General features: G+C 70.5%; 24 protein-coding genes. 11 read left to right on the top strand and 13 right to left on the bottom strand.

Translation table 11 applies throughout. The features are described 5' to 3' along the window. Window positions 1–113: 113 nt before the first annotated feature. Window positions 114–572 (bottom strand): hypothetical protein, encoded by a 459-nt coding sequence (locus ADK36_RS30860; protein ID WP_053199768.1) that lies wholly within the window; start codon window positions 570–572, stop codon window positions 114–116. Between the two features lie 95 nt (window positions 573–667). Then, window positions 668–1,090 carry a hypothetical protein gene (locus tag ADK36_RS30855; protein ID WP_053199765.1) on the bottom strand — a complete coding sequence of 141 codons (423 nt, stop codon included), beginning with the start codon at window positions 1,088–1,090 and terminating at the stop codon, window positions 668–670. A gap of 264 nt (window positions 1,091–1,354) precedes the next feature. Between ADK36_RS30855 and ADK36_RS30850 the strand changes: the two genes are divergently transcribed. After that, entirely contained in the window at window positions 1,355–1,822 is a 468-nt protein-coding gene (locus tag ADK36_RS30850; protein WP_053199763.1) for a hypothetical protein, read from the top strand. A gap of 358 nt (window positions 1,823–2,180) precedes the next feature. Continuing rightward, complete coding sequence (locus ADK36_RS30845) at window positions 2,181–2,999, top strand: replication-relaxation family protein (protein ID WP_234329937.1); 819 nt, start codon at window positions 2,181–2,183, stop codon at window positions 2,997–2,999. A 55-nt stretch (window positions 3,000–3,054) separates the two neighbouring features. Here ADK36_RS30845 and ADK36_RS30840 read toward each other — a convergent pair whose 3' ends face one another. Then, window positions 3,055–3,759, bottom strand: coding sequence for a hypothetical protein (locus ADK36_RS30840; protein ID WP_053199761.1), 705 nt, complete (start codon window positions 3,757–3,759; stop codon window positions 3,055–3,057). 380 nt (window positions 3,760–4,139) lie between these two features. Here ADK36_RS30840 and ADK36_RS30835 point away from each other — a divergent pair, with 380 nt between their 5' ends. Then, window positions 4,140–4,658, top strand: a complete 519-nt coding sequence (locus ADK36_RS30835) for a hypothetical protein (RefSeq protein WP_053199759.1) — start codon at window positions 4,140–4,142, stop codon at window positions 4,656–4,658. On the opposite strand, the gene ADK36_RS30830 is transcribed toward ADK36_RS30835, so the two are convergent. The 3 genes from ADK36_RS30830 to ADK36_RS30820 are packed head-to-tail and all read right to left on the bottom strand — an operon-like array spanning window position 4,635 to window position 7,215. Next, entirely contained in the window at window positions 4,635–5,630 is a 996-nt protein-coding gene (locus ADK36_RS30830) for a hypothetical protein (RefSeq protein ID WP_053199757.1), read from the bottom strand. The two genes, ADK36_RS30835 and ADK36_RS30830, sit on opposite strands and share 24 nt — an antisense overlap. Window positions 5,631–5,659: 29 nt before the next feature. Next, the gene (locus ADK36_RS30825) at window positions 5,660–6,205 is read right to left on the bottom strand and encodes a GNAT family N-acetyltransferase (RefSeq protein ID WP_053199755.1); all 546 of its coding nucleotides are present in this window, start codon (window positions 6,203–6,205) and stop codon (window positions 5,660–5,662) included. Then, window positions 6,190–7,215, bottom strand: a complete 1,026-nt coding sequence (locus ADK36_RS30820) for a hypothetical protein (protein ID WP_234329936.1) — start codon at window positions 7,213–7,215, stop codon at window positions 6,190–6,192. Before ADK36_RS30820 ends, ADK36_RS30825 begins: the two co-directional genes overlap by 16 nt. A 135-nt stretch (window positions 7,216–7,350) precedes the next feature. On the opposite strand from ADK36_RS30820, the gene ADK36_RS51055 reads away from it, so the two are divergent. The 4 genes from ADK36_RS51055 (at window position 7,351) to ADK36_RS30805 (ending at window position 8,968) form a co-directional block, all read left to right on the top strand. After that, a complete protein-coding gene (locus ADK36_RS51055) occupies window positions 7,351–7,473 on the top strand; it encodes a hypothetical protein (protein WP_267887428.1) in 123 nt (40 codons plus the stop codon). A gap of 214 nt (window positions 7,474–7,687) precedes the next feature. Further along, entirely contained in the window at window positions 7,688–7,912 is a 225-nt protein-coding gene (locus ADK36_RS30815; RefSeq protein ID WP_053199751.1) for a hypothetical protein, read from the top strand. After that, window positions 7,909–8,088: a hypothetical protein gene (locus ADK36_RS30810; protein ID WP_053199748.1), complete on the top strand. Its 180-nt coding sequence runs from the start codon at window positions 7,909–7,911 to the stop codon at window positions 8,086–8,088. Before ADK36_RS30815 ends, ADK36_RS30810 begins: the two co-directional genes overlap by 4 nt. Window positions 8,089–8,188: 100 nt before the next feature. Further along, window positions 8,189–8,968, top strand: a complete 780-nt coding sequence (locus tag ADK36_RS30805; RefSeq protein ID WP_078950846.1) for a class I SAM-dependent methyltransferase — start codon at window positions 8,189–8,191, stop codon at window positions 8,966–8,968. Window positions 8,969–9,022: 54 nt separating this feature from the next. Here ADK36_RS30805 and ADK36_RS30800 read toward each other — a convergent pair whose 3' ends face one another. The 3 genes from ADK36_RS30800 to ADK36_RS30790 form a co-directional block, all read right to left on the bottom strand. Continuing rightward, a complete protein-coding gene (locus tag ADK36_RS30800) occupies window positions 9,023–9,982 on the bottom strand; it encodes a D-alanine--D-alanine ligase family protein (RefSeq protein ID WP_053199746.1) in 960 nt (319 codons plus the stop codon). Between the two features lie 30 nt (window positions 9,983–10,012). Further along, on the bottom strand, window positions 10,013–11,317 hold the full coding sequence (locus tag ADK36_RS30795) for a PLP-dependent aminotransferase family protein (RefSeq protein WP_063784883.1): 1,305 nt from the start codon (window positions 11,315–11,317) through the stop codon (window positions 10,013–10,015). Between the two features lie 147 nt (window positions 11,318–11,464). After that, entirely contained in the window at window positions 11,465–11,710 is a 246-nt protein-coding gene (locus tag ADK36_RS30790; RefSeq protein ID WP_053199742.1) for a hypothetical protein, read from the bottom strand. A gap of 121 nt (window positions 11,711–11,831) precedes the next feature. On the opposite strand from ADK36_RS30790, the gene ADK36_RS30785 reads away from it, so the two are divergent. Next, a complete protein-coding gene (locus ADK36_RS30785; protein WP_053199739.1) occupies window positions 11,832–12,695 on the top strand; it encodes a hypothetical protein in 864 nt (287 codons plus the stop codon). Between the two features lie 22 nt (window positions 12,696–12,717). On the opposite strand, the gene ADK36_RS30780 is transcribed toward ADK36_RS30785, so the two are convergent. Then, a complete protein-coding gene (locus tag ADK36_RS30780; protein ID WP_199830283.1) occupies window positions 12,718–13,401 on the bottom strand; it encodes a hypothetical protein in 684 nt (227 codons plus the stop codon). 299 nt (window positions 13,402–13,700) lie between these two features. Here ADK36_RS30780 and ADK36_RS30775 point away from each other — a divergent pair, with 299 nt between their 5' ends. Continuing rightward, window positions 13,701–13,937 carry a hypothetical protein gene (locus ADK36_RS30775; RefSeq protein WP_053199737.1) on the top strand — a complete coding sequence of 79 codons (237 nt, stop codon included), beginning with the start codon at window positions 13,701–13,703 and terminating at the stop codon, window positions 13,935–13,937. A 438-nt stretch (window positions 13,938–14,375) separates the two neighbouring features. Here the strand turns inward: ADK36_RS30775 and ADK36_RS30770 are convergent, their stop codons facing one another. Next, a complete protein-coding gene (locus ADK36_RS30770; protein ID WP_053199866.1) occupies window positions 14,376–14,816 on the bottom strand; it encodes a hypothetical protein in 441 nt (146 codons plus the stop codon). A 357-nt stretch (window positions 14,817–15,173) separates the two neighbouring features. On the opposite strand from ADK36_RS30770, the gene ADK36_RS30765 reads away from it, so the two are divergent. Then, entirely contained in the window at window positions 15,174–16,439 is a 1,266-nt protein-coding gene (locus tag ADK36_RS30765; protein WP_053199735.1) for an AlbA family DNA-binding domain-containing protein, read from the top strand. Window positions 16,440–16,475: 36 nt separating this feature from the next. Beyond that, window positions 16,476–17,015: a hypothetical protein gene (locus ADK36_RS30760; protein WP_063784882.1), complete on the top strand. Its 540-nt coding sequence runs from the start codon at window positions 16,476–16,478 to the stop codon at window positions 17,013–17,015. A gap of 227 nt (window positions 17,016–17,242) precedes the next feature. On the opposite strand, the gene ADK36_RS30755 is transcribed toward ADK36_RS30760, so the two are convergent. After that, entirely contained in the window at window positions 17,243–19,924 is a 2,682-nt protein-coding gene (locus ADK36_RS30755) for a DEAD/DEAH box helicase (protein WP_078950843.1), read from the bottom strand. Next, on the bottom strand, window positions 19,921–20,907 hold the full coding sequence (locus ADK36_RS30750) for a hypothetical protein (RefSeq protein WP_234329935.1): 987 nt from the start codon (window positions 20,905–20,907) through the stop codon (window positions 19,921–19,923). Before ADK36_RS30750 ends, ADK36_RS30755 begins: the two co-directional genes overlap by 4 nt. Window positions 20,908–21,160: the final 253 nt, after the last annotated feature.

Below are 21,160 nucleotides of genomic sequence, written 5' to 3'. Positions count from 1 at the left end.
GGCCGCGGCGCGCGCCCGGTGCGGTGCGGCGATGCGGTGGACCGCACCACGGTGGTGCGGTGGTGCGCCCGCGATGCGCGCCGCACCGCACCACCGCCGTCCCGGAGGTGCGGCTACGCGGTGGTGCGGTGCGCCGGGTGTGCCTCCATCGCCTGCCTCATCCCTGCGGCCTCCAGTTGGCGCAGGACGTCGGCGACGTCGCCGTGGTCCTCGGTGAGGATGTTCTCTGCGAAGCGGACGATGGTCTGGGCGATGCCCGGCGGGAAGGCCAGGCAGGCGCCGTCGCCGTGGCGCAGGACCTCCAGCAGCAGTCGCCCGAGCGCCGCGGCCAGGAAGGAGTGCGGGCACGGTTCACCGTCGCAGTCGTCCACGGCGGTGACGGGGATGAAGATGCGCGCGGCGACGTCCAGGAGCAGCTGGCGCAGCTCCGGTCCTGTGTCGTTGGCGACCGCGCCGGCGGTGTCGATGTCGCGGGCCTGCAACGCCCGGATGTAGGCGAACGCGCCGGCGACATCATCCGGGTGCATCGGGGTCAACGGCTCGGTGGTGGCGGTGGTGTTCTTCTTGGGCATGACGGCTCCGTAAGTTGTTGGCTGGCCCGGGAGGGCTGGATGTGACTGACGACGGCTTGCCGGTTGTGGCTTGCGAGGCGTGGCCGTCCGGTGGCTCAGGCGGTGGTCGGGCACTCGGTGGAGACGTTGCCGCGGACGTCAGCGAGGAACTGGGAGACCTGGTCGACCTCCTGCATGCACTCGATCAGGAACCCCGCCGCGATCCATGCGGTCTGCGCCCCACCGCCCGCCAGGCACCACCGCTTGAGGTACCGGCTCGCCACCGTCACCATCTGCCGCAGGGCGTACGCGGACTCGCAGTCGGCGTGTTCGTCGGGCACTGCGGTGATGTAGTCGGCCAGCAGCAGCTCGCCGAACTCGCCGATCAGCCGCGCGAGCTCCGACCCGTCGGAGTGGAATGCCGCGAGCGCGGCCTTGTCCTGCTCGCTGCCCTGGCCCCGCCAGACCAGCTCCACGTAATCGGCGGCTCGCGCGATCTGCTCCGGGGCGAGCTGGACCTTCGACGCAGTCGTCTCCATGACGCTTCCTCACTGTCGACGGGCCGCCGCGCTGATCGTGGCGGCCTCAGAAGCGATCTTCGGAGAGGTTGCCTGTGGATAGATTCCGCGCACCGACGGTGAGCGGACTCGCCCGGCCGACGCTCGCGTGGCCCCCTTGTCCGGCTCCGCTACCTGCGACATTCCGCCCATTCCGGTGAGGAGAAATCTCCGTCCCGGCACGCTGCGCGACACCCTGGGGAAAAGCCGCTGCCGCCCGGGGCCTGCCGCTGGGAGACTGCGGGGATGACCACGCAGCGGCTGCCGTTCCCGGTCCCGGACGAACGCGCCCACTACTTCGTCGACAGCTACGCCGACATGCACGACCTCGTTGAGGACCTGGTCGTGCCCGACGGTGTGCCCGAGGCCGCGGCGACCGTCCTGCATACGGCCCGCGAGCTGCTGCGCCAGTCGTACTACTGCTACGAGTTCTCCACCGTGGCGGTCATGCACTCCCTGATCGCGGTGGAGATCGTGCTGCGCGACCGGATCCCGGACGCGGGCAAGAAGCCGCTGCACCAGCTCATCAAGCAGGGCGCCGCCGACGGGATCCTGACGGCCCGGCAGGCGGAGTACCTCGACTACGGTCGGCAGATCCGCAACGGCATGGCGCACGGCCAGACCACTCACGCGGCGATGCCGCCGGCCATGGCGATCCCGATGGTGACGACCTCGTTCACGATCGTCTCCGAGCTCTGCGCCGCACCTGCCTGACGATCACGGATCGGTAACGGCGCTCAGTGGAGTGTCACACCGTCGACTTTCGCCACACCTCTAGCAAGTGACGGGGGAATTCCATCCGGGCCCCCGCGTCACCTGTGTGAGGAGCCTTGTCATGACGGACACCAGCAGCGCCCGGCAGCCCGAACCGGAGCCGCGCCCGACCTGGACAAGGGGTGCTGAACGCCCGCCGGGCGGCCCGGAATCCAGTGCCGTGAACGGTGCCGCGAACGATTCCAACGTCGTGCCCATCACCGCAGCTCACACCGCCCGACAAGGGGTCTCCCGGCACGCTGACACCTCTCTCCCTTCCCCTGAGACGTCAGCGAAGGGGAAGAAGTCCACTCCGGCCATGAAGGTGCGGGCCGATGCGCTGCGGATGCTGGGGTGCGTGCGGATAGCCACGGTCCGGCAGATGGCTCAGGTGATCACGAAGGAAGACGCCGACGGCCGGTCGTACGTGCGCAGGGCGATGAGGAAGCTGGCGGAGCTCGGGCTGGCGGAGACGAACGGCAAGGACGGCAAGCACCCGATCTGGAACCTGACCCCGGCGGGACAGAAGGCTCTGGCCGACGGCAACGAGCTGCCTCCCCGACCGAAGGCCGGCACCGGAGCGAAGGCGGTGAAGGCCGGGTTCGGTCCGCACGGCGTCGCGGTGACGGACATGATCCTGGCCTTCGGTGGTTGCAAGCACCTGACCGACTGGCAGGTGGAGGTCAACCACGCCATCAAGGAGACCGGCCTGAGCTTCAACACCGACGCCGTCCTCGCGCTGCCGACGAAGACCAGCGAGGTGCGCCTCTTCGAGCTCGACAACGGCACCATGTCCCAGGCCCGGCTCGCCAAGGAGGTCTGGGACTACGAGCGCTACGCCGGGCACCGCGTCTGGGAAGGCGCCCGCGGCACGATCGGCAACACGTTCCCGTTCTGGCAGCGCCACCGCTACACCCGCTCCCAGACCTTCCCGCGGCTGCACGTCGTCCTGGCGGGCAAGGAGGAGCACCTGCTCGACAACCGCCTCCAGGCGCTCGCCGACGACGTGAAGGGCATCGCCGTCGCCGTGTGGGTGAACACCCTGCCCCGGCTCCAGCGAGGCGAGCCCTGGTACGAGATCGGCGTCGACGACCCGGACCGGCGCCGCCGACGCTACCCCGAGCCAGCAGGCCGCTGACAGGGTCGGGCAAGCCGCCTCACAACGGTGGCTTGCCCGAGAGCTGGTCGCCCGGCTACGCCATAGCGGCGGCCACGGTCTCCAGGACGGCGCGCTGCTGCGGGTCGACGGGAACGTCGGCCTGGCGCAGCGAGCGAAGCGTGGTGCCTTCGGCGCACAGCCTGCACAGCCCGATCACCGGCATCGGACCGACACCGATCAGAGTGTGCGAGGAAGAGCTCTCGTAGACGGGCCGGTAGCAGCCGGGGCACAGCAGGCAGTCCTCGAGTTCGTCCGCCGGCGGCGCGTCCGGACCGAGCAGCGGCACGATCCGCAGAAGGTTCTCCCCGGCTTCGGCCCACAGCCCCATGGGCCGTTCCGCGCTCCGCTCGAAGACGACGTCGCCGTCCGGGTCCTCGGGGGTCCGGACCCGGGCCAGCGTGCCGACGCCTTCCTCGGGGTGGTCGGGCAGGAACGCCAGGACGGTCCTGTGTCCGGGCCCCTCGGTCACGCCGAAGACGTGGCCGCGCCCGGCCGCGAGGGCCGCGCCCACCTCGTTCAGCCCGCCGTCGACGTCGTTGCGCAGGCGCAGCGGCCAGGAGGCCGGAGCACCGTCGATCTCGGCAGGGGAGGAGGTGATCAGGATGCCGTTGCCGGACTGGCGGACGTCCAGGTGCTGCATCCCCTCGGTGGAGTGGAACGCGGTGCCGAACCATTCCGTGGTCGGCTGGCCGCTCTCGCCCTGTGGGTGGCGTGGCTTGTGCTGCTTCTGACGTCCCATGCTGTGCCTCGCAGACGTGGCCCCGTGCGCGGGCCGGTCGGCCCGCTGAACCCACAACCGACAGCCCGCCGACCGGGCTACGCCAGGGGCCCGTCGTTCACCTATCCGGCCCATCTGGCTGTCGGGTCCCCACCGTGGAAGCGGTCGCTGTCAGCCGGCTACGACGTCGCGTAGTTCCCGGACGGCGCGTTCGTGGTGGTGCTGGGCGGGGATCGCCTCGTACAGGTCCTGCGCGCGACGGCGGACCAGGCCGGTGGCGCCAGCCGGGACGGCTGGCGAAGTCGCCGCGCCACCCGGCGGGATGACGAGGGTCAGGACGCGAACTGCGCCCGGTCCACGGCGTACTCAGGTATTCCGACGTCATCGACCGGAAGGCAGCCATGAGGCTTCACAGGCACCACAGCACGCAGCAGAACGCGGACATGCCGTCCAGGCACGGCGACCCGGGAGACCTGTGGCACGCGATGGCCCGTCTCCATGCGACCCATCCCGAGCCGGTCGGCCTCAGCGTGCCGTTCGAGCGGCCGGCGGCACGGCTGTCGATCGCGGATCCGAACGACATCCTCCTCTCGGCGCGTGTGGAGCTGTTCGAGGATGAGCCGATAAGCCGTCTTCACGACGTGATCGAATCGGTGTCGCGCCGCCTCGCCGGGGACGGCGGGATCGGCGAGTACGCGCTCGTGCCCGACGTCGGGCTGGAGCTCATGATCGGCGTGCGACAGGAACTGCCGCTGCACATCGCCCACGTCGAAGGTCTCACCCGGCTCCTGCGGGATGCCCTCGGCACCATCGGCGCGGGCAGCGGCCCCGGAGAGGGGGACTGCTCTCACTGCGGCGGGAGGGGCCTGGCCCGCCCGCTGTGGAAGCCGTCGTTCTCAGCTGACCAGGACGTCGCGTAGTTCCCGTACGGCACGCTCCCGGTGGTGCTGGGCGGGGATCGCCTCGTACAGGTCCAGGGCGCGGCGGCGGACCAGGCCGGTGCAGTAGTCCGCGGGCAGCGCGGTCAGGGCGGCGACGGTGCGGCGGCAGGCCTGCTCGGTGTCGCCGTCGTGATGGGCACAGGCGGCGCCGTCGATGGTCAGCAGGGTGCGCGTCATGGTGCTGGTCGGCGCGGACAGCTCCAGGGCGCGCTCCTGGCTCTCCCGGGCGCGGTGGGTGTCCCCGAGGGTGGTGAAGGCGTGGCTGAGGTGGACGTGGTGCTTCTGCTCGCCGTACGTCAGCCACGTGTCCGACCGCTCGGACTCGGGGAGCCGGTCCATGAGGGCGTCGGCGGCCTCGAGCGCGGCGCGGGCCTGCTCGCTCTGGTGGTTGAGGGCGTAGGCGCGGGCGGCGACAGCGGCCGCCAGCACTGCGGGGGCGGTCGGCCTGGTGCCGGCCGCCTGCCGGGCCTGTTCGGCGAGGCTGGCCGCTGCCCTCGGAGCGCCGTAGTTGAGCGGGACCATCGCCTCCCGGGCGAGGACCCACGCGTGTAGCTGATGGTCGCCGGATTCGGCGGCGGCCCGGGCGGCGGTGGCGAACCAGGCGCGGGACTCCCGGCGGCTACCCAGGTCGTGCAGGACGATCGCGGTCATCCCGGCCATCTGCCCGGCTGTCCGGAACAGCCGGGCTTGGACCGGTGCGGGCTGTGGGACGGTGAGCAGCGGGCGCAGGGTTGTGAAGTCGGTGACCAGGTCGGCCAGTACGCGGGTGGGTGCTTGTCCGTGGTAGCCGTATCCGTAGTTCTCGGCTGCGGCCTCGAGGTCGGCCAGGTCCTGGGGAGTATCGGGGGAGAGGGTCTGGTCGACGTCGGTCCAGGCGGCGGTGAGTGCGGCGAGGGCCGGAGCGGTGAGGCCGGCGGCCAGCGCGCCGCGCAGCAGGTTGCGGCGCTTCATCGGATCGTCTCCACGATCGGCGGTGCCAGTCAGGTTGTCTGCGTGCGGTTGAGCAGCATCACGGCATACAGCGGGGAGTCCGGGAACGGCTGGCGCTCGCCGACCTTCCGGTACCCCCAGCCCTCGTACAGCGCCTGGAGCCGGGGCCGCTTGGTGTCCACCGTGAGCACGGCCAGGGCCTCGGGCCGGTCGGCGAGTAGCGCGGTGTGAAGCCGTTGTCCGAGGCCCTGCTTGCGCCATTTCGGCCTGAGCATCAGTTCCGAGACGGAGAACGTCGATGGGTCGGCCGGCTCTTCGGTCAGGTACTCGCGCCACCATTCGCGGCCCGGCTCGCCTGGCGCCCCGTAGGTGAACCCGATGGGCTCGCCGCCCTCGTAGGCGACCACGCACGCGAATCCTTCGCGGCCTCCCCAGTGGTCCACGAACCAGGGGAAGCGCTGGACGAACTCTTCGTGCCGCCGCTCGAAGTAGGCGTCGGCGTGGACATCGAGCAGGGTCTGCCGGATGTCGGGCAGGTCGTTGTGTCCGTAGCGGCGCAGTTCGATGGCGGGTGCCGTGGTCACGCGGGGCTCCATTCGGATCGGTAGCGGTCGGCCCACTCGCGCGCCACGGTGGTGGAGGGCGCGAGCGTGAGGAGATCACGGTAGAAGTCGCCGAGAAGGACGCGCAGGCGGCCGGGTAAGGGGCTTCCGGTCATCAGGGTGAAGGCGTCCTCGGTTGTGGTGCAGGCTTGTTCGGCGTCGCCCTGGTGGAGTTGGGCGATGGCGAGGTCCACGGTCGTCATGGCGCGGTTGCGCCGGTAGGCGGCGGGGAGCGCGGACAGGGCGCGGTGTGAGGCTGCTTCCGCCTCCGCGGGCTGGCCGAGACGGCTGCGGACGATCCCGGTCAGGGCGTGCAGTTCTGCGGGCCCGTAGAAGGCGACCCAGGACGGCCGGGGGCGCGCCTCGGCTCGCGTCAGGGCCTCTTCGGCGTATCCGATCGAGCGGACGGCGGCCTGTCCGTCGCCCCGGTAGGCGTGCCCCACTGCGGCACGGGCGTGCGCGAGGGAGCCGAACAGCGGATCGCGGCGCGTGATCGCGCAGGACTGTGCCGCCTGTGCTGCTGCCACGCTTTCGGCGTGGTGACCGAGCTGGTGCGCGAGGATCGCCGTGGAGTTCCACACTCGCATCAAGGCCACGGGGTCCTGCGACAGCCCGGCCAGGTGAAGGGCCTCGTTCACGTGGCCGCGGGCGCGCTCGAGCTGGCGGGCGTCGATGCACGACCAGGCGGCGGCCGTGGTGTAGTCGGCGGCGACTCCGAACAGCCGCTGGCGGATCGTCTGCGAGGCGGAGTGGTCCTGGAGGCCGACGGCCTCGGCTGCGCCGGCGAGTGCGGCGCGTTCGAGGGTGGCGTGTCCGCCGCGTCTCTGATCGAGCAGGGTGAGCCGGTCCAGGCCGTCGCGCAGGCGGATCACGTCGGAGGTGCCCACGGTGGTGGGGCGGGTGTCGACGGTCGGCAGGGCGGTGGCTGTGAGCGCGGACGTGGCGGCGGTGCAGAAGCGGCGGCGGAGCATGTCTGAGGGGTCCTCGTAGGGCGGTGCGGGCATGCCGGGGGGATAGAAGCCAAGGCATGCGGGTGTGCATCCGAATACTGCCGTGAGGGCGTCTCGCTGGCGCTGGTGCGGCCAGCGGGATTTTCCGGTTACCCAGTTGCGGACCGTGCGGTCACCGACGGTCCCCTGGTGACCGGCCGCCTTCAGCTCATCGTTCACCCGGTCGGCCAACCCGCCCTGTTTGAAAGCGTGTTCGGTCATGTGGGCCTGCAACCGGAAATTTCCTTCCACACACTCACCGTAGCCGCGTGATCATGCAGCGTGGAGGGGTTGCGCGGATCCCGCCCGCCGAAATTTCCGGTCACCGCGAGTAGCAATCGGCCCACTTTTCCTACCCGTTGACCACGCTCCGGCGTTGGACTGGACACGTGCCCCGGTGAACACCGCGGGCGCCCGGCGGCCGTCTCTCGTTCCCCCGTGGGAGATGGCCGCCACAAGCTCCCGACCGCGAGCGCGAGGCACCAACATGACGACGCGCAGCACGCAGCCCATGGCCGGCGCCTACGTGGACGCCCCGGTGATTCACCGTGAGCGGCTGAGCCCGCAGCAGATCGCAGGCCGCTCGTGCTGCTGGTGCAGCGGGACCCCGGACCCCAGGTTTCCGGTGCCGATACTGCGCGGTGACGCCCTGTTCGCCTGCAGCCCGTGCGCGTCCATGTACGGCGTCCCGGCCGTGGAGGCGGACCAGTGACCCGCGCCGGCACCGACGACTTCCCGGCCGGGCTGGATGCCTGGACCGTCGATGACTGGGCGGACTACCGGGCCCGGGTCGAAGACGGCGAGGGCAGCGCGCACGCGATCGACGCCGTCCAGCGTCGCCGCCGTCGCCAGGCGCAGGGCGAGACGTCGCAGGAGAGTGCGCAGTGACCGGCGCAACGGTGCCCTGCGTGGCGGGTGCGGGTGACCTCGTACAGCTGACGGACCGCGAAGACAGCCAACTCCCAACTGCCCGACGAAGGGAATCTCCATGACGTACGGCAGCGACACCTACGGCGAGCGCACCGCTGACGAGTACGACGTGCTGTACGGCGACTTCGTGCCGCCGACCGCGCAGATCCGATTACTTGCCGAGCTGGCGGGTGACACGCCTGCCGTGGAGATCGGCTCCGGCACCGGGCGGATCACGCTGCCGCTGGCCGAACACGTTCCGGTCCTCGCGGTCGACGCGTCGGAGGAGATGACCCGCCAGCTGGCGAAGAAGACCGGCACCCTGTCCGTCACCCCGATCACCGCGGACGCCGCCCACTACCTGGCCGGCAGGCGCGTGGACCTTGTGTTCGCCTGCTTCAACACCTTCTTCCTGCTGGCCTCCGAAGCCACGCAGCGGGCGTTCCTGCACAACGCGGCGCGCATGCTCACCGACACCGGCACGCTGCTGATCGAGACCTTCGTCCCGCGGCCCGGCCAGCGCCTGCCCGACGGGCCGCACCCGGGGGTGTTCCCCGAGGGGCGCAGCGTGGTCGCGCTCAAGCGCCGGACCACGGACACCGTGGTGGTCTTCGCCGCCGAGAACCACGATGCCGAGCAGGAGTTCCACTACTCCGAGGTCGTCCTGCGCGATGGGGAGCCGGTGCGGGTGCTGCCCGGCCAGATGCGCTACTGGCGGCCCGAGCAGATCGACGTGCTCGCCGGTGAGGCGGGGCTGCTGCTGCGGGAGCGGTGGGAGGACTGGGACCGCACCCCGTACGACACGGACACCAGCGGCCGGCACATCTCGCTCTACCGGCTCGCCGGACAGGGCCAGTAGCACGCGCGACGGCCGCCGCACCCTTCGCCCGGGTGCGGCGGCCGTCGCACGTCGTCAGACAGACAGACCGTGCCGGTGGGCGGCCAAGGCCGCGAGATCGCGGCAGAAGACGCCGAAGTCGAGACCCGCCTCTTCGAGCGCCATGGGGTAGGTGCTGGTCTCGGTCATCCCGGGGGCGACGTTCGTCTCCAGGACGAAGACCTCTCCGGCCTCGGTGACGATCGCGTCCGTGCGCGACAGGTCCAGCAGCCCCAGCGCCTGGTGCGCGGCGACGGCCACCCGGGCGGCCTCCTTGGCCACTTCGGCGGGCAGGCGGGCCGGACAGTGGAACTCCACGGCGCCCGGGGTGTAGCGGGCGGTGTAGTCGTACAGGCCCGTCCCCGCGTCGATCTCCACCACGGGCAGCGCGCGCGGACCGTCACCGAGATCGGCCACCCCGACGGCGATCTCCGTGCCCGTCACACGCCGCTCGATCAGCGCCTCATCGTGGTACGCGAAGCACGCCATCAAGGCCTGCGGCAGGTCCCCCGCGGACTCCACCCGGCTCACACCGAACGCGCTGCCGCACGCACGCGGCTTGACGAACAGCTCAGCACCCAGCCGTTCCACCACCCGGGCCGTCAGCGCGGCCGCGCCCAGGTCGTGGAACGCCTGCTTCGGCAGCGTCACCGACTCGGGAGTCTTCAGCCCGGACTGGTCCAGGATCGCCTTGGCAGTGGTCTTGTCGAACGCGGTGCGGCACGCGTGCGGGCGGGCGCCGACGTACGGCACCCCGGCCAGCTCCAGGACCTCCTTTATGGTCCCGTCTTCCCCGGCAATGCCATGCAGTACAGGGAAGACCACACCCGGCGAGTCCTGCGCCAACGCGGGCAGCAGGTCCTTGCCGACGTCGCGGAGCTCCACCTCGACCCCGGCCCGGCGCAGCGCGTCGGCCACCCTCGACCCGGAGCGCAGTGACACCTCGCGTTCCGGTGACAGGCCCCCGGCGATGACGGTGACGTTCAGGTCGCTCATGCTGATTCCGTTCCTCTGCAGTCAGGGGCGTCAGGAGTGGTCCGGGCCCGGGGTCTGCGGGCCTCCGCTGTGCGGGTGCGCGGTGGCGCCGAAGGTCTCCCACAGCTCCAGCTCGGTGCCGATCACGTCGGCGAGGGTCCGAACACCATCCCGAATGCGCTCGGGTGGCGGATAGCAGTACGACAAGCGCATGGCCCGGCGGCCAGCGCCGTCAGCGTAGAAGCCGGTGCCCGGCACGTAGGCCACCCTCGACTGGACCGCCCGGGGCAGCATGGCCTTCGAGTCCAGCCCCTCAGGCAGCGTCACCCAGACGAAGAAGCCGCCGCCCGGCCTTGTCCACGACACCCCCGCCGGCATGTGCTGTTCAAGGGAGTCGAGCATCGCATCGCGCCGTTCCCGGTACATCTCCCGGAAGGCCTTCAGCTGCTCCTGCCACGGCTGAGTGCGCAGGTACCGGTCCACGGCGAGCTGGGCAAAAGCGGAGTGGGACAGCATCGCGCTCTCCGCCGCCAGCACCAGCTTGTCCCGCACCGCCGACGGCGCCAGCGCCCAGCCCACCCGCAGCCCCGGCGCCAGGGTCTTGGAGAACGAGCCCAGATAGACGACGTCCGCGGGGGCGTCGGCGCGCAGGGCCCGCATCGGCTCGCCCTCGAGGTGTAGCAGGCCGTAGGGGTTGTCCTCCAGCACCAGCACCTTGGCCCGGCGGCACACCTCCAGGACGCGTAAACGCCGCTCAGCGGCCAGCGTGACACCGGCCGGGTTCTGGAAGGTGGGCACCGTGTAGAAGAGTTTCGCCGGACGCCCGGCGCGCTCCAGCCGGGCGAACGTCTCCGCCAACGCTTCTGGCAGCACGCCCCGTTCATCCATGTCGACGTGGACGGCGCGGGCCTGGTACGCGGCGAACGTCCCCAGCGCGGTGACATACGTCGGGCCCTCGGTGACCACCGTGTCACCCGGATCGAGGAACACGCGCGCCACCAGGTCCAGCGCCTGCTGCGAGCCGACGGTGACCACCACGTCATCCGGGTGAGCGTCGATGCCCTCTTCGGCCATCACCGTGCAGATCGTCTCCCGCAGGCTCGGATCGCCCTGGGCGGATCCGTACTGCAGCGCGACCGGCCCGCGTTCCGTCACCAGGTCGGCCATCAGCCCGGCGACGGCATCCATGGGCAAGGCACTCACATTGGGCATCCCGCCAGCCAGTGACACGATCTCGGGGCGCGACGCCACCGCGAAGAGGGCCCGCACCTCGGACGCGACCATCCCCGCTGCCCGCTCCGCGTAGTGGCCGAGCCATGGATCGGCGCCCCGCCGGGATGGTTCATCAGACTGCATTCGCGCGCTCCCTGTCCGTCACCACTGGAGGCCACAGACACTACTGGCCTGCGCTCGCCCACCGCGCCCGATATGTGCCCCCTGCCAGGCAGTCGGCTTCGGCGCCAGAGCGCGAAACAGACGGCGACGACAGCGCCAGACCGGAGATCAGCCCACCCACCCGATGTCACGGACCTCGATCGCGCCGGCGTGCGGCATGAACTGGATCCAGCACCGCCGCCCGAACGCCTCCCGGATCTCCTCCACCGAGCCCGGATCGCGGACATCGGGCCAGGCCCGCGGATCCATCCGCGCGACCTCCACCAGTGCCATCACCTCCCGCCGCGCCCGGTCGTCGGGCAGCTGCGCCATGACCTCCACCGCGAGCTCCTCCACCACCACGCCGTACCGCATCCCGCACACCCCCGTGTGATCGATTCGGGCAGCAGCGTACGAGGGAGCCGCCGGTCACGCCTGGGGCCTGTGGATAACTTCGAATCGGGGCCGCAGAGCAGCGAGGGGTACATGTACCGGTATGGCGCGTGAGCGGGTGCGGTGGCCGTCCGTGGTGGACCGGGCGCGGGAGATCGTGAACGGGTACGCGCCGATGAAGGTCACGCTGCGCCAGGTCATGTACCGCCTGGCCTCCGAGGGAACGCTGCCGCACACGGCGCCGATGTACCGCCGTCTGTCCGCACAGCTGGCCAAGGCCCGCCGGGAGGGCCGGTTCCCCGACCTGATCGACACCGTCCGGGAGGTCCACGTCCCGCCGGCCTGGACGGGCGCGGACGCGTTCCTCGCGGAGATGCCCGACTGGTTCCGCCTCGACCGCACCGAGGGCCAGGAGCACGCCCTGTACGTCGCGGCGGAGAAGGACACCCTGCGCCAGCAGCTGACCGGCTGGCTCGCCGATGCGGGTATCCCGGTCCTGGTGGTCCGCGGCTTCGGCTCGCAGTCGTACGCCGACGTCGTCCACGACCGCGTCACCGCCGACCCGCGGGACGCCGTGCTCCTGGTGGTCGGTGACTTCGACTGCTCGGGCGAGGACATCGAGCGGGACTGGGTGGCGCGCACGGGCTGTTGGAGCCACACCGAGAGGGTGCTGCTGACCTACGAGCAGGTGCGCGCCTACGAGCTGCCCGCGACCGAGGGCAAGCGCGGCGATCCGAGGTGGCCGGCCTTCGCCGACCGCTACGGCTTCGACCCCCGTCGCCCGGTGCAGTGGGAGGTGGAGGCGCTGGAGCCGGCCGAACTCCGGCGCCTGGTCCTCGCCGCCGTCGACCCGTACATCGACCGCGACGCCCTCGCCCGGCAGATCGCCCGCGAGGAAGCACAACGCCGCGCCCTGGCCGCCTTTCTGGACGGCTGGGACGCGGCGGGCGGGGGAGCACCCTCGTAGCGCTGTACCGGCGCGGGGGCGCTCAGGCGGGTGCCGGTGCCGGGCGCAGCGATCCCAGAGGAGAGCGCCGGCCTTTCTCCACCGCGCGCAGCTGCTCCCAGTCGACCTCGGGATGGGCAGGGACGACCGCGTCGACGGACGCCGTGGTGTAGAGCGCGACGTCGACGGCCCCGGCCCGGCTGGTGCCGAAGCGGACCTCGATCGACTGCGGGGAGCGGACCCAGCCGAGCCGCACCATGTGGTCGAACTCGACCCTGCGCACCCCAAGCCTGGCGGCGGCCTGCTCGGGACCGAGCGGAGTGTCGGCGGCGACCAGGTCCGCCAGGTCCTCGCGGCGGCAGACCTCCGCGACCTGGCCGGGGTGGTGCAGCGTCCCATCCGGGTTCGCGCTCAGGTCGACCAGCAGGCCGCGGTCGATGAACCGCCGCACCACGAAGGCCGTGACGTTCGCCTTCTCGCCGATCACGTTCGGGGTGCCGAGCGCGTCCGCGATCCGGTCCGCCGCCGCGCCACCGCCGATCGGCGGGGACGCCATCGCGGCCCGGACGGCGTCGGCGTCCAGAGCCTCCACAGCGGCCCGGGACCACTGGAACGACGACGCGTCCGGGTCAGGGATGAGGCCGGTGTGCCGGGCCCACCGGAAGGCCGCTGCGGGCACCTTCAGTCGCTTGGCGGCCTGGCTCGCGTCGTACTCAGTTCGTCGCATGAGATCACCTCTCGCTCGTTCGCCGGAAGCGGCGGGACAGAACATGACAGAACACATGAAAAGCTGTCAATACCCCCTGGAAATAGGCAAGTTGGACGCGCACCGCTAGGACTGCGCCCGCGTACGCGAAGGGAAATCACCCGCCCGGGTGCCGCTCCAGACCGGGCCGGACCACCTTGGTGGGGCCGACCACAGGCCCGACCATGAGGCCGACCACGCCAGTCGCGACCCCCGACCACAGCGCCAGACAGGGCGTGTCCGAAGTGACACGCAATTCGAACAAGCGATCTAATGCCGGTATGGACGTGACCGACTTCCCCGACGACCTGGTGCAGACGCAAGCCGCATGGAACGCCACCTACCAAGCACTCGCCGCCCCCCGCCCCCACGACACCACAACCCTGCGCCGCCGCCTGCTGCTCCTGTCCGTACGGCTGTGGTGGCATCCCTACTGGGAGACCGTCCCCTCGGTGCCAGCGGCACGCTCCGAGCTGCGCCACCTCGCCCGCGCCCACGGAGCCGTCCGGGCCGCGTGACCGGTCGCCCCGGTCGACCAGGAGCACGAGGTTGCGCTGGGGGCTGCGCCTATCTGTTGCGCTGGATGTTGCGCCAAGGGGTGCGCTAGGTGTTGCGCGGCCCGCAGAACCGTCCCCATGTCCGCGCAGGTCACCACGCCGTTTTGCCATGGTCGGCCTGCTGACATCCCCGTTGCGGCTGATCTGCCCATGTCCCTTGGCTGAAGTCAAGGAGGAAGGGACGGGCGGGATGGGCGGCGCGGCCGCGGCCGGGGATCGGGGCGCGCTCAGCCGGTTGCGCGTCGGCCGGGCCGCCGCGCCGCAGCGGCGTCAGGCGGGGAACATCGGCGGGGAGCAGTCCGGCTGCGGGCGATGCCAGCGCGCGGGGAGGACGGTCCCAGCGCCCCGCCGCCCGGGGGCGGCGGGGCGCGGTGCGGGGGTGAGCCGTGCGGCGCATGGTCAGTCGTCGGCGCTCAGGCCGCTGGCACGGGCGATGCCGTCCAGCTCGTTGTAGAGGGCCTGCTGCTCAGTGACGAAGCGACGGTGCTTTTCGCGCAACTCTTGCAGTTTCGCCGGGTCGTCGGCGGCGGAGGCTTCCACGATGGCGAAGCCGGGGCTGCCGTCGGGGCTGGGCGTCTCCACGAGTCGGTGGTCCATGCGGCCGGTCAGGAGAATCGCCAGGACCGTCGCGTACTCCCGCTGCACCTCATCGGTGAACTGTGAGGCGTCACCGACAGGGCCGGCCTGATGGCCCTCGGCTATCAGGTGCGCTGTCTCGTGCACGGCCTTGGCCAGGACGTCGTACTGCTCGGGGTCCATTCGGGCCTTGAGCGTCTCCATGTAGAGGGAGACGTTGTCGATCCTGCCGTCGTCCGAGCCGGAGTCGTTCGCGTCGTTCATCTCGACAGCCTGGCCCGGGAGGCGGCAGGCGTCCAGGCCCATACGCGGGGCGACGCAGAGCGGTAAGTACCGGTATGGCGTCCAATCGGATCCGGCAGCCGGCCGTGGTGGACCGGGCCCTCGAAGCGCTGTACAGGCTCAGGCGGGCATCGGTGCCGGACGCAGCGACGCGAGCGGAGAGCGCCGGAGTCACCTCACGCTGACCGGTTCGGCCAGCGGCGCCCGATGTTCCGAGTGAGTACGGGGGCTCTCCTGTTCAGGGTGAGCCATCGGTTTCCTGGAGTGTTAATCACCGCCCGCCATCGCAAGGGGGAAGCGTCTCTGACAGGGCTCGATACGCCCTCTACGCTGCCGCGCATGGCACGCACATGGACACGACTCCACGAACACCTCGGATGCCCGCCCGGCCCCCTCACCTTCGACATGGTCCACCAGGCCGCAGCGGACAACCTGGAGGAGACCGACGACCTGGACTGGAAGGAGATGCTTCCCCAGCCGCCCCGGGACGGCCGGTGGAACGAGTTCGCCAAGGACGTCGCCGCCATGGCCAACACCCGCGGCGGGCTGATCATCTTCGGCGTCCAGGACAAGACGACCGCCCTGGTGGGCATCGACCCCGAGCAGGTCAACCGGCAGCAGTACGCCCAGTGGATCCGCAACCACGTCCAGCCCTACCTGCCGGACCTGGACATATTCGAGCTGACCGACGGGACGAAGACCGTCCTGGTCGTCGATGTGCCGGCCAGCGAGATGGCACCCCACTTCGTCTACGGCGGCGCAGCACGCGACAAGGAACAGCAGGCCGCGGTCGTCCCCTACCGGGACAACGACCACACCGCCTGGATGTCAGAGCACCAGATCGAGCGGGCCTACCGCGACCGCTTCGCCCGCGTCGGCCGGGCAGAGGAAGAAATCCAGCGCCACATCGACTTCACCACCCAGACCATCACCGCGCACGCCTACGCGCCCTCGGCATGGTTCCTCGCGGTCTCCCGGCCCCAGCGGCCCCTGCCGCGCGGTGCTTACACGATGAGCCGGGGTGAGGCTCGGGAGGTCCTGGAGGCCGCCAAGACGCGAGCCCGCGTTCTGCACGCGAGAGAGTTGGTGCCAGGCCCCCTGGTCGGGATGGGGCCGGACACTCGACTCAACCCGCGCCCTGGTCTGCGCCGCTGGGTGTGCAACAACCTCCAGTCACCCATGAACCGGGAGATCATCACCGAGCTGCACTACGACGGCACCGTGGTGATGGCCGCCAACCTGTCCTTCATCCGTGATGCGGGGGCGGAGCTCCCGGGACAAGACGACGTCCTCCGGGTATCCGAGCGCTTGGTGACGGCATGCTGCTACGACTTCATCGCCACCGCGCAGGAGCACCAGCGAAAGTTGCGCTTGGACAGCACCCTGCAACTGACTGCGCTGATCATCTCCCCGGACAAACCCAGGGCCATGACGCCGCTCACCTCGACCTGGGGAGACGGGGCGGAGACGGAGCCGCCGTACGCCCGCAGGCCCCACCATCTCCAACCCGCACACACCGTCCTTTCCCCTGCGGCGGCGGATGACGAAGGACGCAGCAGCGCTGACGAACTGTGCACGGACCTGATGAGCCAGTTCGGGCTGTAGCCGAAGAGGACGCTCGGCGTTTCATACGCTCAGGACATGACGATGACGCCGCAGGAGTTCGAGGATCAGAAGGAGACCCTGGAGCTGATCAACAGCGAACTGGCGGCGCGCCTGGCGCGGCAGGCGGATTCCGGCGCGAAGGTAGACACCAAGGCGATCTTCCTGGTGGGCTTCGCGGCCACAGCCGCCCAGTTCCTTGCCTCCCGGAGCTTCGAGCCGTTCACCGGCGCCGCGGCCTTCGCGGCGTACGCGGTGGCCGTCGGCTTCGGCATCTCGGTCTTCAACCTCGCCGAGTACGAGGACATCAAGCCGCGGGAAGTCCTGGACACCTACGCACGCTCGGAGAAGGGCGCGACGCTGGGGGCTCTGGCCGGAACGCGGGTGGGGATGTTCGAGAAGAACGCCCGCCTGCACCAGCGGAAGACGAAGCGATGGACGGTCGCCTTGGCCGCTGTCGCCGCCGGGATCGTCCTCTCCACTGTCAGTCTCGTGCTGCACACTGGCGGCCATGACAGACACACAGAACCAGGGGAACCCACCCCCACCTCCTCCTCCGCCTCCGCCCAGCCTCACTGACTCCCTCGCCAACCCGGCTCTTGTGGGCACGGAGAAGAGGAACGAAGGCAAGCCCGTACGCAACAGGGCGGCCACCTCGGGACAGCCCGTCGAACGGCGCTGACCCGTGCCGCGAGAGCGGCCCTCGCCTTTGCGGCGGGACAGGACGAGACCCCGGGCATCTGCGACCCGGGGTCTCTCTGTGCTCTGGGATGTCCGAGCGGTTCAACGACCCGCCGACGGGAGCGTCACGCCCACTCCACGCCCAGTTCCCGCAGCGCGGCCAGCTGGTCCTGGGCGAGCTTGTCGCGCCTCGATTTTGTGTTCGAGACCCACACACCCAGTTTCACAGCCACCGGCTCCGCCTCGCCGTCGACCACGATCTCTTCGCTGTGGCCCCTCGGCACCGGCCGCTGGCCCTCCCGTTCCACCCACTGCGCGAGGGCCGCCAGGCCCCGCTGGAACGCCTGCTGCGCCTTGCCCTGACCCTTCGTCGCCCCCTTGGCGGCCGGGGCGGCAGACGGCGCCTCAAGCGGCTTGACGCCCAGCTGGGACAGCCGCTCCTGCTGCTCAGGCAGGAGCCGCGCCCAGGTGCCCGGCTGCTTCTGCTGCTGGAGCCACTTGCCGATGTCGTCGCCGTCCATCAGCACGCCGGGCTGGATCTCGGGCAGGCTGCCGTCGGCGTCGACCAGGTCCGCCAGCACGCGGTAGTGCCGCTGCCAGTCCAGCGGCCACGGGCAGTCCCAGTCCGGGTCGATCTCCGTCAGCTGCGCCGCACGCACGGCGGCCCTCTCCGGGTCCTTGCCCAGGCCGTTCTTCGCTCCCTTCCGCCGGAGGTTGGCCATGTGCTGGCCGACGGGCATCATCGCCTCGCCCTCGCCCCAGACCGCGTCCTGACGCGGCGCGAGGTGCCCGGTGGCCCGGTGGTACGACCGCAACGCGGCGAGCTTGGCCTCCCACGCCTCGTCGCCCGGTTCCCACACCATCCCGGCCTCCGGCGCGTCCAGCAGGGTCTTGCGCCGCTCCTCCAGTTCCCCGGCCCGCAATGCCTTCCGCTGCTGGTGGACCCATCGCCCAAGCGGAAACGCCTTCGTGACCCCGACCTCGACCTCAACGTCGTAGGGAACGGCGTAGAGGCCGGTGATCTCGTTCTCCTTCCGCCAGCGGATGAGGGCCTGGTATCCCTCCAGCCACACCAGGGACTCGGGCCGGTAGACCCGGGTGCGCAGGAAGGCTGCGATGGTCGATGCGTCGCGCGGGCTGGAGAAGTGGAGCAGGGCCGACTCGGCAGCGGCGTCGGTGTCGTCCTGCTCCTGGTCCTCGCCGTCGCCCTCGCCGCCGGCCCCGACGATCTGGCCGTCCTCATCGCGCCGGACGTGCACCTTGCGCTTCCCGCTGCTCAGGGCCCGGGAGGCGAGCTGCTCGACCAGGCGCTCATCGTGCGAGCGCAGGCCCTGCAATACGGCTACAAGGGGGCGGAAGCTGGCGGAGGCGACCATGTCGGTGGGGTCCTCGCCGGGCTCCAGGAAGACCGGCACGATGATGCGGGCGATCTTCGTGGTGCCGTCGCGGTTGAGCCGGAGCGCGCGGCCGATGTTCTGGACGATCTCCACTTGGGAGCCGCGGGTGTCGGCGAAGCAGATTGCCTCCACTCCGCGCTCGCCGGTGATGTCGACGCCTTCCCCGAGGACTCGAACTGAGGCGAGGAACGCGCGGTGTACGCGCCGGTTGTTGGCGTCGATCCCGTTGGCGAACTGGCGGATCTTCTCGCGCCGTTCGATGACGGTGTGGTCGCCGCACAGCCACGCCGACCACACCCGGTCCGGCGGGACGTGGCGGCCGGCCTCCAGCCCGTAGAACTCCGCGTCGATCGACGACGCCGGGAGCTCCTTCTCCGCCTTGACCATGGTCTCGTCATCCGTCTCGGTGACGTACAGCTCGGCAGCGGTTTCCGGCAGCTTCTCCGCGAACGCCGCCGCCTCCTCCACCTTCTGATGGAAAGTCATGACCGTACGCAGGTTGTACGCCGCCGCGTGCTCCAGCAGGGCGGTCTGCAGCAGGGCCAGGCGCCGGCCTCGCTGCGCCTCCTCCGATTCCCCGAGGACCGGGGAGGGGTCGCGGATCTCCAGGACGTCGATCTCGAACGGGGCGAGGATTTCCCGCTCGATCGCCTCCGAGAGCCCGAGTTCAGCACCAGGAAGCCAGGCGCCGAACGTGCCGTCCGGGTCGTCGGCCATGCTCGCGATCTCCGCCTCCTGGCCGTCGACGCCCTTCTGCGGCCGGGGCGAAGCGAGGATGCGCGGCGTGGCGGTCAGATACAGCCGGAAGTCCGCCGGGATCCGGGCGTTGTCGTGGATCGCCGCCCACGGCCTCCCAAGATCACCAGTAGTTCCATGGGCTTCGTCCACGATGGCGAGCGAAAAACCGTCCATGCGCTGGCCGTACAGGCGCTCTCCGCCCGCCAGAGCGGCCTCCAGCGGCCCGCGAACGCGTCCCTGGCCCATCGGGTCCTCGAAGTCCTCGCGGTCCACGAGAGAGGCGTACGTGGCGAACACGATGACCGGCCCGTGTCCGGCCCACAGGGCGAGCTGGATCGCGTTGGTGGTGGTGCGCACCCCCAGCTCGTTCAGCACCGGGTCGTTCTCCAGCGAGCACACCGCGACCATGGGGGAGCGGTGACCCACAGCCCGCCACGCCTGGGCGGTCTGCACGAGCAGATCCAGGGTCGGCACGGTCACGAGGATCCGGCCCTCGGGGAAACACTCCAGGGCGCTCGCGGCAGCCATGATCGTTTTCCCTGACCCGGTCGCTGACACGATCGTGCCACGGGCACCCTGAGGGGGCACAGATGACCTTGCAGGGAATCCGACCCACTTACGGAAACTCGACTTCTGGTCGATCTGGTGTTTCTTGAGCGGAATCCTGCTCATCGTCCGTCCTCCTCTCCCGTGTCGTACAGCCAGGCGTTCTCAAGCCTTTCCAGCGTGGTTTTCTCCCAGCCCTCTCGCGTCCAGACCCCTTCGAGCCAGAGCGGGCTTTCGTCGATCCTCTCGCACAGCACGAAGCAGGCGGGCAGGTCGATCAGCACGAGCTCGCCCGCGAACATGCCGCCGGGCCCGTAGCGGCGCCACAGCCGCTCCAGCCGCGCCCGGTGCGTTTGCAGGTAGGTCTCCAGCGCCCGCGGGTAGTAGGTGTCCCGCTCCGCCAACTGCACGGTGCACAGGGCGATGCGCACGACCTCCCGGGCCGACTCCTGGTCCCACTGCTCGGAGCTGGTGCCGGTCACGGCCGCGTAGTGCTGTCCGCAGATGTCCAGGACACGCTCGACAAGTTCCGGCGACGCCTGGTTCTCTTCCGCGGCACGGGCCGAAGGCCGGCCGACGTCCGTGCGCTCTTCAGGCAGGGCGCTGGTGCGGGCACTTGCCTCCACCAGGTCCAGGCCGTGGTGGTCCAGGTAGGCCAGGAGGAACAGGGCCAGGGCCCGGCCGGGGTCGCTGGCGTGCTCAATCCCGGGCGGCTCGCTGATCCAGCCGAAGGTGGCTTGGTGAGGCCGGGGGTGTACGCCGCTGGTGTGCGGGTCGGGGAAGGCGACGGCGCGGGTGAAGAAGTCGTCCAGGCGGCTGAGGAGTTCCGCATCCGGGCTGTCCGGCTCGCGGCCGCGCACGGTGGTGGTGGCGTTCTCCAGGATGGTCGTGAGGTACCGCCGGCGGGCCTCCTCCTGCTGCCGGAGTTCGCTGGACGGGCTCTCCTCGACCACCTCCACCACGCGGTACATGCCCTGGTCCCCGTACAGACCGTCCGGCTTCTCCAGCGCCTTGCGGGCCTTGGTGACGGCCTCCTCGACCGACCGCCCGTAGGCGTAGTTCGTCACCACCGACGCGCCCGGGTGCTCCGGATCGGTGCGCTGCGCCACGATCCGATAGCGGATCAGCTCCGGGTCCAGTGCCGAATTAACCTCACGATCGTTTTCCTTTCGCGCTTCAAAGCGCTTCTCGAAGCCCGACGGATTCAAAGAGTCCTCGCTTCCCGCGCCCCGCCCGGGTGGTTGGGGGGTGTCCCGTGTTTCTGCCAACGGTACATGCTGCATCAACCTGATGCACGCGGTACACTGGAACCCACACGAACGAGCGACCCCCTCCCTCGTAGCCAGCCCGGCCCGCGCCAGC

Source organism: Streptomyces viridochromogenes (genome assembly GCF_001270495.1).
In the GTDB taxonomy this organism is placed as follows: domain Bacteria; phylum Actinomycetota; class Actinomycetes; order Streptomycetales; family Streptomycetaceae; genus Streptomyces; species Streptomyces viridochromogenes_A.
Note: the sequence above shows the minus strand (reverse complement) of the source record. Positions and strands in the feature narration are given on the sequence as shown.